This is a genomic window from Streptomyces sp. NPDC045678 (genome assembly GCF_056432085.1).
In genome coordinates, this window is record NZ_JBWKJS010000015.1 from 40658 (window position 1) to 51883 (window position 11226).

The 11226-nt window shown below is 71.5% G+C and carries 11 protein-coding genes; 3 read left to right on the forward strand and 8 right to left on the reverse strand.

The window, feature by feature from the left end:
• Positions 1-2: 2 nt before the first annotated feature.
• Positions 3-1430 carry a lipase maturation factor family protein gene (locus tag AC07DO_RS37955; protein ID WP_479066741.1) on the forward strand — a complete coding sequence of 476 codons (1428 nt, stop codon included), beginning with the start codon at positions 3-5 and terminating at the stop codon, positions 1428-1430.
• On the opposite strand, the gene AC07DO_RS37960 is transcribed toward AC07DO_RS37955, so the two are convergent.
• The 8 genes from AC07DO_RS37960 to AC07DO_RS37995 are packed head-to-tail and all read right to left on the reverse strand — an operon-like array spanning position 1418 to position 9445.
• Positions 1418-2275, reverse strand: coding sequence for an amidohydrolase family protein (locus AC07DO_RS37960; protein ID WP_479066743.1), 858 nt, complete (start codon positions 2273-2275; stop codon positions 1418-1420). The two genes, AC07DO_RS37955 and AC07DO_RS37960, sit on opposite strands and share 13 nt — an antisense overlap.
• Positions 2272-2586, reverse strand: a complete 315-nt coding sequence (locus AC07DO_RS37965) for an L-rhamnose mutarotase (protein WP_479066745.1) — start codon at positions 2584-2586, stop codon at positions 2272-2274. The genes AC07DO_RS37960 and AC07DO_RS37965 overlap by 4 nt, the downstream gene beginning before the upstream one ends.
• A complete protein-coding gene (locus tag AC07DO_RS37970; protein ID WP_479066747.1) occupies positions 2583-3602 on the reverse strand; it encodes an aldo/keto reductase in 1020 nt (339 codons plus the stop codon). Before AC07DO_RS37970 ends, AC07DO_RS37965 begins: the two co-directional genes overlap by 4 nt.
• The gene (locus tag AC07DO_RS37975; RefSeq protein ID WP_479066749.1) at positions 3599-4354 is read right to left on the reverse strand and encodes an SDR family NAD(P)-dependent oxidoreductase; all 756 of its coding nucleotides are present in this window, start codon (positions 4352-4354) and stop codon (positions 3599-3601) included. Before AC07DO_RS37975 ends, AC07DO_RS37970 begins: the two co-directional genes overlap by 4 nt.
• The gene (locus AC07DO_RS37980) at positions 4351-5736 is read right to left on the reverse strand and encodes an L-fuconate dehydratase (protein ID WP_479066751.1); all 1386 of its coding nucleotides are present in this window, start codon (positions 5734-5736) and stop codon (positions 4351-4353) included. Before AC07DO_RS37980 ends, AC07DO_RS37975 begins: the two co-directional genes overlap by 4 nt.
• A gap of 46 nt (positions 5737-5782) precedes the next feature.
• Positions 5783-6820: an ABC transporter permease gene (locus tag AC07DO_RS37985; protein WP_479066753.1), complete on the reverse strand. Its 1038-nt coding sequence runs from the start codon at positions 6818-6820 to the stop codon at positions 5783-5785.
• Positions 6813-8354, reverse strand: a complete 1542-nt coding sequence (locus tag AC07DO_RS37990) for a sugar ABC transporter ATP-binding protein (protein WP_479066755.1) — start codon at positions 8352-8354, stop codon at positions 6813-6815. Before AC07DO_RS37990 ends, AC07DO_RS37985 begins: the two co-directional genes overlap by 8 nt.
• Complete coding sequence (locus AC07DO_RS37995) at positions 8351-9445, reverse strand: sugar ABC transporter substrate-binding protein (RefSeq protein ID WP_479066757.1); 1095 nt, start codon at positions 9443-9445, stop codon at positions 8351-8353. The genes AC07DO_RS37990 and AC07DO_RS37995 overlap by 4 nt, the downstream gene beginning before the upstream one ends.
• A gap of 175 nt (positions 9446-9620) precedes the next feature.
• Between AC07DO_RS37995 and AC07DO_RS38000 the strand changes: the two genes are divergently transcribed.
• Together AC07DO_RS38000 and AC07DO_RS38005 are read left to right on the forward strand one after the other, a co-directional pair.
• Entirely contained in the window at positions 9621-10331 is a 711-nt protein-coding gene (locus tag AC07DO_RS38000; RefSeq protein WP_479066759.1) for a FadR/GntR family transcriptional regulator, read from the forward strand.
• A 136-nt stretch (positions 10332-10467) separates the two neighbouring features.
• On the forward strand, positions 10468-11199 hold the full coding sequence (locus AC07DO_RS38005; RefSeq protein WP_479066761.1) for a hypothetical protein: 732 nt from the start codon (positions 10468-10470) through the stop codon (positions 11197-11199).
• Positions 11200-11226 lie beyond the last annotated feature (27 nt).

Below are 11226 nucleotides of genomic sequence, written 5' to 3' on the forward strand. Positions count from 1 at the left end.
CCGTGGAGTGGTTCACGGCGGATGCGTACTGGCTGAGTCGGCTGATCTTCCAGCGGGCCCTGGCCGCGCTCTATCTGACGGCGTTCCTCGGTGCCGCCCTGCAGTTCCGGGCGCTCATCGGGGAGCGCGGGATGCTGCCGGTGCCCCGGTACGTCGAGCGGGTGCCGTTCCGCGGCGCCCCCAGCCTGTTCCAGCTGCACTTCTCGGACCGGTTCTTCGCGCTCTGCGCGTGGACGGGGTGTGCGGTCGCGGTGGCGCTGCTCGCCGGCGTGGACGGTCTCCTGCCGCTGTGGGGCGCGATGCTGCTGTGGCTGGTGCCCTGGGCGCTGTACCTCTCCATCGTGAACGTGGGGCAGACCTGGTACGGCTTCGGCTGGGAGTCGCTGCTCCTCGAAGTGGGCTTCCTCGCGGTCTTCCTCGGCAACGACCGGGTCGCCCCGCCCGTCCTGGTGCTCTTCCTGATGCGGTGGGTGCTCTTCCGTGTGGAGTTCGGCGCCGGGCTGATCAAGATGCGCGGGGACGCGTGCTGGCGCAAGCTCACCTGCCTGGACTTCCACCACGAGACACAGCCGATGCCCGGGCCGCTGAGCTGGTTCTTCCACCACCTGCCGAAGCCGGTGCACCGGGTCGAGGTCGCGGCCAACCACGTCACCCAACTCGTGGTGCCGTTCCTGCTGTTCACTCCACAGCCGGTGGCGACGGGTGCGGCCTGCCTGATGATCGTGACCCAGCTCTGGCTGGTCCTGTCCGGCAACTTCTCCTGGCTGAACTGGATCACCATCGTGCTCGCGTTCTCCGCCCTGGACCTGTCCGCCTGGCACACGCCGCCCGAGGTCGCGGACGCGCCCCTCTGGTACGAGGTGGTGGTCACCGCCGTGGCGGCACTGCTCCTGGCCATGAGCTGTCGGCCGGTGCGCAATCTGCTGTCCCGGCGGCAGGTCATGAACCGTTCGTTCGACCCGCTGCACCTCGTCAACGCGTACGGCGCGTTCGGCAGCGTCAACCGGGTGCGCCAGGAGATCGTCATCGAGGGCACGGCGGACACCGTGCCCCGCGAGGACTCCGACTGGCGGGCCTACGAGTTCAAGGGCAAGCCCGGTGACGTACACCGCTGGCCGCGCCAGTTCGCTCCGTACCATCTGCGGCTCGACTGGATGATGTGGTTCGCCGGGCTCTCCCCCGCGTACGCGCGCTCGTGGTTCGGCCCGCTGGTGGAACGCCTGCTGGACGACGACCGTGACACGCTGCGCCTGCTGCGGAGCTCACCGTTCCCGCCCGGGTCCCCGCCCGCGTACGTCCGCGCCAGGCTGTACCGCTACCGGTTCACGACCTGGCGCGAGCTGCGCGATACGGGCGCGTGCTGGGAGCGCACGTACGTCCGTGAGTTCCTGGGGCCGACGCGACTCGCGCCGCCGGCTCAGAGCGAGTAGACGCGCCGGGCGGTGCCGCCGAAGACCTCCTGACGCTCGGCCGTGTCCAGTGTGTCCGTCAACAGGCGTGCCGCGTCCAGGACTTCGGTGTAGGTCGCCGCGAGGGTGCTGACCGGCCAGTCGGAGCCGTACATCAGCCGTCGCGGACCGAAGGCGTTCAGCACCGTGTCCGCGTACGGCCGCAGGTCGTCCACCGTCCATGTCGCGCGGTCGGCCTCGGTGACCATGCCGGAGAGCTTGCAGACGGTGTTGGGGCGTGCGGCGAGGGCGCGGACCGCCGACGCCCAGGGTTCGAGGGTTCCGCGGACGATGGGCGGCTTGCCCAAGTGGTCCAGGACGAAGGTGAGTCCGGGCAGGTCCGCCGCCGCTCTGGCGCAGGCGGGCAGCTGGTGGGGCAGGACCACGAGGTCGTGGGCGAGGCCCGCGTCGGCCAGGGCGGACAGCCCCCTGCGGACGTCCGGCCGCAGCAGCCACTCGGGGTCCGGTTCGCCCTGCACCTGGTGCCGGATGCCCACCAGGTGCTGTCCGCCGGGGAGTTCGCGCAGGGCGGCCAGTGTGTCGGCCACGTCCGGGCGGGTGAGGTCCGTCCAGCCGACGACGCCCGCGACGAGGTCGCTCCCATCGGCGAGCGCCAAAAGTTCCGGTGTCTCCTCGGGGACGGTCACCGTCTGGACGACGACCGTGGCGCCGACGCCGGCCGCGCGGGCCTCGGGCGCGAGGTCGGTGAGGGAGAAGTTCCTGCGGATCGGGGCCAGGGCGTCCCCGGTGATCCAGTCCTGGTCGCGCACGGAGAGGTCCCACACGTGGTGGTGGGCGTCGACGAGGCCCGGCGCGCTCCCCGTCACGGCAGCTCCCACACGACGGGGAGGCCCGCGTCCGAGCCCTCGGCCGAGTAGTCGTGGACGACGTCGAGCAGCTCGGCCATCCGTGCCTGCCAGGCGATGTTGACCGGCAGCTTCGCCAGCTCGGCGAGCATGCGGGCGTAGTCCTCGCACTCCACGATGTGGAAGAGGTCGGTGCCGCTGCGCCAGATGGTCCAGGAGGTGGCGCCCGCGGCCCGGATCGCCGTGGTGAGCTCGGCGGGCACCTCGCGGTGCGCGGCGTCGTACGCGTCGACGCGGTCCGCGCGGACCGTGGTGTGCAGGGCGACTCTCACGGCCTGCCACCTCCCCGTATCTCTACGGGAACCGGCACCTCCGGAGGCAGCAGCCCGGTCTCCCGTGCCTCCTGCCAGAAGTCGGCAGGCACCCCGGCGGCGAACTGCTCGGCCGCGTCGGTGACCTGCTCGGGTGCGCGGATGCCGACGAGCACGCTGGCGACGGCCGGATGGCCGAAGGGAAAGGCCAGGGCGGCGGCTCGCAGCGTGGTGCCGTGCCGCTCGGCGAGCGTGCGCAGGGCGCGGGCGCGGGCCAGCAGGTCCGGTGGCGCCTCGACGTAGTCGAAGCGGGCACCCGGTTTGGGGTCGGCGAGCAGTCCGGAGTTGAAGACGCCGCCGATGACGATCGAGGTGCCCCGCTCGCTCGCCGCGGGCAGCAGCCCGGTGTGGGCCCGGTGGTCGAGGAGGGTGTAGCGGCCCGCGCAGAGCACGGCGTCGACGTCCGTGTCGCGGACGAAGCGGGTGAGCATCTCCGCCTGGTTCATGCCCGCGCCTATCGCGCCGACGACGCCTTCGGAGCGCAGTTTCTCCAGGGCCGGGTAGCCCTCGCGGAAGGCTTCCTCTTCGTGGTTGTCGGGGTCGTGCAGGAAGACGACGTCGACGCGGTCGGTGCCGAGCCGGGTGAGGCTGGACTCGATCGAGCGGCGCACGCCGTCCGCGCTGAAGTCCCAGATCCTGCGGTGCGTCCTCGGCACCGCGAAGCCGCCGTCGGCGAGGTCGTCGCCGGACACCTCGTCGGCGGGCTCCAGGATCCTGCCGACCTTCGTGGAGATGACGTACGAGGAGCGGTCCCGCCCCCGCAGTGCCTCGCCCAGCCTGCGCTCGGACAGGCCGAGGCCGTAGTGCGGGGCGGTGTCGAAGTAGCGTATGCCCGCGTTCCAGGCGTGGTCGAGTGCGGTGGCCGCCCGCGCGTCGGTGACCGGCGAGTAGAGGTTGCCGATCCCGGCGGCGCCGAAGGACAGCTCGGTCACCTCGACGCCGCCGGGGCCGAGGGGGCGCCGCGCCAGGGCGCTCATCGGGTCGCCTGCCGCAGTCGCAGGCCCTGCATGCCGCCGTCGACGGCGAGTGCGGTGCCGGTGGTGGCGCCGGACAGGGGGCTCGCCAAGTAGGCGATGGCGCCCGCGACTTCCTCGGCCGTGACGAGCCGTCCGGTGGGCTGTCGGGCTTCCAGTGCGGCCCGTTCGGCGGCCGGGTCGGGGGCGGCGTCCAGGAGCCGGGCGACCCACGGGGTGTCGACGGTGCCGGGGTTGACACAGTTGACGCGCACCCCGTCGCGTACGTGGTCGGCGGCCATGGCGAGGGTGAGGGACAGCACCGCGCCCTTCGACGCCGCGTACAGGGCGCGCCGCGGGAGGCCCGCGGTCGCGGCTATGGAGCAGGTGTTGACGATCGCCGCGTCCGTGGAGAGGCGCAGGTGCGGCAGGGCGGCGCGGGTGGTGCGGACGATTCCGAGGACGTTGACGTCCAGGACGGCGTGCCACTGGGCGTCGTCGTTGTCCTCGACGGTGCCCTGGGCGCCGATGCCCGCGTTGTTGACCAGGACGTCGAGTCCGCCGAGGTCGGCGGCGGCCACGGCGACGGCGTCCCGGACGGCCGTGTCGTCGGTGACATCGGCGGCGTAGGCGCGCAGGGGCTTGTCGACGCCGCCCGGGTCGAGGTCGAGGACGGCGACATCGGCGCCGCGGGCGGCGAGGAGCTCGGCGGTGGCCCGGCCGATGCCGGAGGCCCCGCCGGTGACGAGGGCCTTGAGGCCTTGGAAGTCGGTCATGCGGCTGCTCCCTTGTCCCGTGTGGTGCGGTCGTGTGCGGGGGTGTCCCGCGCGTGCTTCTCCTGCAGGAGGTCCGCGGCCCAGAACGTGCCGCCCGGGTAGGTGAATGCGGCGATGGACTCGGCGCGCATCGTCGCCGAGAAGCCGGGCGCGGTCGGGGCCGTGTAGTGGCCGGCGCGCAGCACGACGGGGTCGGTGAAGTGCTGGTGGAGGTGGTCGACGTACTCGATGACGCGGTTCTCCGTGGTCCCGGCGAGCGCCACGTAGTCGAACATCGACAGGTGCTGGACGAGTTCGCAGAGTCCGACGCCGCCCGCGTGCGGGCAGACGGGGACGTCGAACTTGGCGGCGAGCAGCAGGATCGCGAGGTTCTCGTTGACTCCGCCGACGCGTGCCGCGTCGATCTGGAGGATGTCGATGGCGTCGGCCTGGAGGAGCTGCTTGAAGACGATGCGGTTCTGTACGTGTTCGCCGGTGGCGACCTTGACCGGGGCGACGGCCGCGCGGATGGCGGCGTGGCCGAGGACGTCGTCGGGGCTGGTGGGCTCCTCGACCCAGTAGGGGTCGAACTCGGCGAGTGCGCGCGTCCATTGGACGGCTTCGTCGACGTTCCAGCGCTGGTTGGCGTCGACGGCGATGCGGATGTCGGGGCCGATGGCCTCGCGGGCGGTGCGGCAGCGGCGGATGTCGTCGGCGAGGTCGGCGCCGACCTTCAGTTTGATCTGTGTGAAGCCGTCGGCGACGGCCTGCCGGGCGAGGCGGGTGAGCTTCTCGTCGCTGTAGCCGAGCCAGCCGGGGGAGGTGGTGTAGCCGGGGAAGCCCCGCTCCAGGAGGGCGGCGGTCCGGTCCGCCGCTCCCGTACGGCCGGACCGCAGCAGGTCGAGGGCTTCCTGCGGGGTGAGGGCGTCGGCGATGTACCGGAAGTCGACCTGGGAGACGAGCCACTCGGGCGTGGCGTCGGCGAGCAGCTGCCACAGGGGTTTGCGGGCGCGCTTGGCGGCGAGGTCCCAGACCGCGTTGACGACCGCGCCGATGGCCATGTGCATCACGCCCTTCTCCGGGCCGAGCCAGCGCAGCTGGCTGTCGCCGACGAGGGCGCGGTTGACGGTGCCCGGGTCGGCGCAGATGTCGTCGACCGGGCGGCCGATCACGTGGTGGCGCAGGGCGCGGATCGCTGCGACCTGCACGTCGTTGCCGCGCCCGATGGTGAAGGTGAAGGCGTGCCCCTCCAGGCCGTCGTCGGCGTCGGTGCGCAGCACCACGTAGGCGGCGGAGTAGTCGGGGTCCGGGTTCATCGCGTCGGACCCGTCCAGCTCCCGCGAGGTGGGGAACCGTATGTCGTAGGTGTCTACCGCGGTGATGCGGGCGGAGGTCGGGGGCACGGGGGGCCTTTCCGGAAAGGGGCGGGGAAGCGGCTGACCGTGGCTCTCAGTCCTGTGCGCGGCCGGTGGTGACGCGGGCGATCATCAGGGCGACGAGGATGATTCCGCCGTAGATGGCCTGGATCCAGAAGGACGGCACCTGGGCGAGGGTGAGCAGGTTCTGTACGACGCCAAGGAGCAGGACGCCGGTGAGGGCGCCGGACATGGTGCCCTTGCCGCCGTCGAGGCTGATGCCTCCGATGACGGCGGCGGCGAACACCGTGAAGATCATGTTCTGGCCCTGGTTGGCGTTGATGGCGCCGACGTAGCCGGTCTGCATGAGGCCGCCGACCGCGGCGAGGGCCCCGGCGACGACGAACACGCCGAGCATGACCCGGTCGACGCGGATGCCCGCGGCGCGCGCGGCGTCCGGGTTGCCGCCGATCGCGTAAAGGGCGCGGCCCACGCGGTGGTACTTGAGGACGAAGCCCGCGAGGCCGAAGGCGGCTCCCGCGAGCCATACCGACAGGGGGATGCTCAGGAAGGTGGTGGTGGCGAGGGTGTAGAAGGCGTCGGGCATGCCGAAGAGTGTCTTGCCCTCGGTGGCGCCGACGAGGACGCCGCGCAGCACGATCAGCATGGCGAGCGTCACGATGAACGCGTTGAGTTTGAGCTTCACGACGAGGACGCCGTTGAAGGCGCCGATGGCCGCGCCGACCAGCACGATGGCGAGGATGCCGACGGCGGCGGGCAGGTCCGTGCCGAAGCCGGCCTGGGCCGCGGGCAGGACGAGGAGCGCGCCGACGGCGGGCGCGATGCCGACGACCGACTCCAGGGAGAGGTCGAACTTGCCGGTGATGAGGACGAGGGACTCGGCGAGGACGACCATGGCGAGCGCGGCGGATGCGCCGAGGATGGAGATGAGGTTCCGCTCGGTCAGGAACGAGTCGTTGACGAGCGCGCCGAGCAGAACGAGCAGCAACAGGGCTGGGACGAGGGCGAGTTCCCGGGCGCGTCGCAGCAGCACGGTCTTCGCCGCCGCCTTGTCGCGCCCCGGGCGTACGGGAGCCGTGGTCGAGGCCGACGGGGCCTTCAGGTCAGCCATGGTCCATTCCTTCGATGGAGGCGATCAGCTCGTGGTCGTGGAAGCCCGCGGCGTGTTCGGCGACGATCCGGCCGTGGAAGAGCACGAGCACGCGGTCGCAGCGGCGCAGGTCGTCGAGTTCGTCGGAGACGACGAGGACGGCGGTGCCGTCCTCGCGGGCGTGGTCCACGCGGGCGAGCAGGGACTCCTTGGACTTCACGTCGACGCCCGCGGTCGGGTTGATGAGGACGAGCAGGCGCGGGTCGGAGGCGAGGGCGCGGGCCATGACGACCTTCTGTGCGTTGCCGCCGGAGAGGTCGGAGACGGGCTGGTCGGGGCCTTCGGCGTGGATGTCGAGGCGGTCGATGAGGTCGTCGGCGAAGCGCCGCCTGGTGTCGGTGCCGATGAACCCGTGCCGGCCGAGGCGGTCGAGGACGCTCATGGTGGCGTTGTCGCCGATGCTCATGCCGAAGACGAGGCCCTGGCCGTGCCGGTCGCGCGGTACGCAGCCGACCCCGGCGCGCAGGGCCGCGGTCACGTCTCCGAAGGGCAGGGGCCGCCCGTCGAGCCGGGCGGTTCCGGCGGTCGGGGTGTGCAGTCCGGCGAAGCTCTCCGCGAGGTTGATCTTGCCGCTGCCGCTGGATCCGGCGAGCCCGACGACCTCGCCCTTGCGCACGGTGAGGTCGATGCCGGTGTACGACTCGCTGGTCAGCCCCCGCACGTTGAGCAGCACGGGGGCGTCGGCCGGTACCCCGGAGCGGGCCACGGCTGCCTCGGCGTCGGCCTTCGCGGCGGTGACCTCGCCCGCCATGGCCTCCACGAGGGCGCCCCGCGGCAGGTCGGCGACGGGGGCGCTGAGGATCCAGCGGGCGTCGCGCAGGACGGTGACGGTCTGGCACACCTCGTACACCTCCTGGAGGTGGTGCGAGATGAACAGGAACGTGACACCGGATTCCTGGAGGGCGCGCATGCGGGTGAAGAGGCGTTCGATCTCGCGGTTGTCGAGCTGCGCGGTCGGCTCGTCGAGGACGATGAAGCGCGCGCCGAAGCTCAACGCCCGTGCGATCTCCACCATTTGGCGGTCCTCGACCTTGAGTTCTGCGGTGCGGGCGTCGGGGTCGACGTGGACGTCCCACATCTCCAGGACTTCCGCTGCCTCGTTCCGCAGCCTGCGCCAGCTGATGAAGCCGCCGCGGCCCGCGGGCTGCCGGTTGATGAAGAGGTTCTCGGCGACGGTGAGTTCGGGGACGACGGTGGGCTTCTGGTAGACGCAGGCCACTCTGCGTCGCCAGGCGTCGCGGTCACCGAGGGGCGGCGCGGGTTCGCCGTCGAAGCGGACTGTGCCGGCGTCGGGGGCCTGCAGTCCGGTGAGGACGGTGACGAGGGTGGACTTGCCCGCGCCGTTGCGGCCGACGAGGGCGTGGGACTCGCCGGGCAGGACGGTCAGCCGGCCGTCCTGGAGGGCGACGGTGGGTCCGTACCGCTTCACGATGCCGGACGCCTCGACGAGCGGGGTCACACCGGCCCGGCCGGTGGGGAGTTCGGTCGTCGTCATGTGACCGTGTTGCCCCACAGCTCGGAGTCGTCGACGTTCCCCTTGGTGACCAGCGGGGCGGGCAGCTGGTCCTCCAGGATGCCGCTGGGCAGCTTCACGATCTCGGATCCGTGATCGGTCGGCCCGGGCTTGAACTCCTCCCCGTTCATCGCGGCCTTGATGTAGTGCATGCCGTACTTGGCGTAGGCGTCGGCGGGCTGCGAGACGGTCGCGTCGATCCGGCCCTCGCGGATCGCGTCGAACTCCTGCGGGATGCCGTCGTTGGAGACGACGGTGATGTGCCCCTTCTCCCCCGCCTTCTTGAGCATCCCCTTGGACTTGAGGGTTTGCAGGGTGGGCGCGAGGTACACGCCGCCGGCCTGCATGTAGATCCCCTTGATGTCGGGGTGGGAGTTGAGCAGGGTGTCCAGCTTGGCGGCTGCCGTGTCGGACTCCCACTTGGCGGGGATCTCCAGGACCTTCAGCTTCGGGTGCTTCTTCTTGACGCAGTCCCGGAAGGCCTTGGAGCGCTCACGCCCGTTGACGGAGGCCAGGTCGCCCATGATCTGTACGACCTTGCCGGTCTTGACCTTCTCGCCGAGGTAGTCGCAGGCCTTCTCGCCGTACGCGACGTTGTTCGCCCTGACCACCATCGCGACCTTGCCCTTCTCGGGGGCGACGTCGACGGCGACCACGGGGACGCCCTTGCGCTCGGCCTGGTCGAGGCCCGCGGCGATCGCGGCGCTGTCGAGCGGCGCGACGACGAGCCCCTTGACCCCCTGATTGAGCTGGTTGTTGATGTCGGTGATCTGCTGCGAGGGGTCGCTGTTGGAGTTGACGGTCTTCATCGCGTCGACGTCCTCGGACTTCGCCATCTTCGGCACGTAGTCGTTGTACGACTGCCAGAACGGCGAGGTCAGCAGGGGCAGGACCACACCGACCTTGCCCTCGCCGCCGCCACCCGCGCCGGGCGACGCGGTGTCCTTCGTACTGCCGCAGGCGGCGAGTGCGAGGGCCGCGCAGGCGGTCGCCGCCGCGGCGCGCACTGCCCGCGAAGTCCCCGTCCTGCTGGGCCTGTTGCTCGGTTTGCTGCGCACGTTCCGGCTGGCCATCGGCGGGCTCCTCATCGGCAGGGGGGAACGAGGGGGACCTGATGACGCGAATATTTATCAGACCACTTGCCGCCCACAACACCCCTCGTCGCCGACTTTCCCCGGTTTCCGGCCGTAGTGGTCGGACCACATCACTGACTAGACTGCGGCGTCCCGTCCAGTGGAGGAGCGTTACGTGGACCAGCCGGACCAGCCCGCCCCGCAGAAGGGCACCGTGACGCAGCGGGCCATCGAGCAGATCAAGGCGATGATCGGCGAGGGCCGGCTCGAACCGGGCCAACGGCTTCCCACCGAACGCGACTTGGCCGTGCGGCTGGGCATCTCGCGCAGTTCGATGCGCGAGGCCATCCGGGCGCTGACGGTGCTCGGGGTGCTCGAAGCCCGGCACGGCTCCGGTATCTACGTCACCCAGCTGGAGGCCGGCGACCTCCTGGAGACCTTCGGGGTGGTCGCGGACCTGTCCCGGGGAGCACGCCTGGTCGAACTCCTGGAAGTACGCCGGGTACTGGAGTCCACCGCGACCGCACTGGCCGCCGCCCGCATCTCGTCCGACCAACTGGCGGACGTGGAGAAACACCTGGAGGCCATGAACGCCACCGACGACCCGGAGGAGATCCTCTCGCACGACCTGGCGTTCCACCGCACGATCGTCCTCGCGGCGGGCAACGACACGATGGCCGCGATCCTGGAGGGCCTGTCGTCACGGACGTTCCGTGCCCGGGTCTGGCGCGGCTACCAGGAAGAGGGCGCGTTCGAACGCACCCGCCGCGAGCATGCCCGCATCCACCGCGCACTCGTGGCCCGGGACCCGGAGGCGGCCCGCGCCGCGGCGGCGGCGCACGTGGGCGAGGTCGAGGAGTGGCTGCGGACACAGGTGGAGGGGTGAGCCCCGCACACACCATGCACCCCGCACTCCCCGCACACCCCATGCACTCCGTGCACCTCGCGCGCCCCGCTCCCCCGCGGGGCGGCCGAAAGAAATGCGGGCGACGCGCACGGGCCAGTTCTGACAGCATCCGCGGGTGATCACCGACTCGCACGCCACCCCGCCGCTCACCGCGGCCGTACGCAACAACGCCGACTGGTGCGACGCCGTCTGCCGCTCCCACGGAGTGGGAGGCACCGTCGAAGCAGGCGTATGGGCAAGCGCGCTGCGCACTCCCCCGTTGTATCCCGACGCCGTGACGCTCTCGCCCGCCGCGACCCCCGACGACGTGCTCCCCCGCATCGACCTCTCCTCCCCCGGCGCCTCCGTGAAGGACAGCTTCGGCACGCTGGACCTCTCCGGGGCCGGCTTCGAGGTGCTGTTCGAGGCACGGTGGATCCACCGCCCGGCGTCGGAACCCGCACCGCCGCGCGCCGGCGGCTGGGAGCCGGTCGCAGGCGCCGAACGACTGCTCGCGTGGGAGGCCGCCTGGAGCGGCGACGGGGAGAGCGGAGGGCTGTTCCGGCCCTCGCTGCTCGACGACGGAGCGGTGTTCCTGGCACCCGCGGGCACAGCCTCCGCCGCCACAGACCCCGTCACCGCGGGCGCCATCGCCTACCCCGGCGCCTCCGTCATCGGCGTATCGAACCTCTTCGCCGTCGACGACGACCTGGACGCCGCGTGGCGTTCCTGTCTGGAGGCCACGGACCGGTTGTGGCCGGGCGTGCCCGTCGTCGGGTACGAGCACGGCGACGACCTCGCGGCCGCGCTCCGTCAGGGGTTCGAGACCGTCGGCCCGCTGCGCGTATGGCTGCGGACCGACGGCTGAGGGGACCCCGGGGTCTCAGAGCCTGTC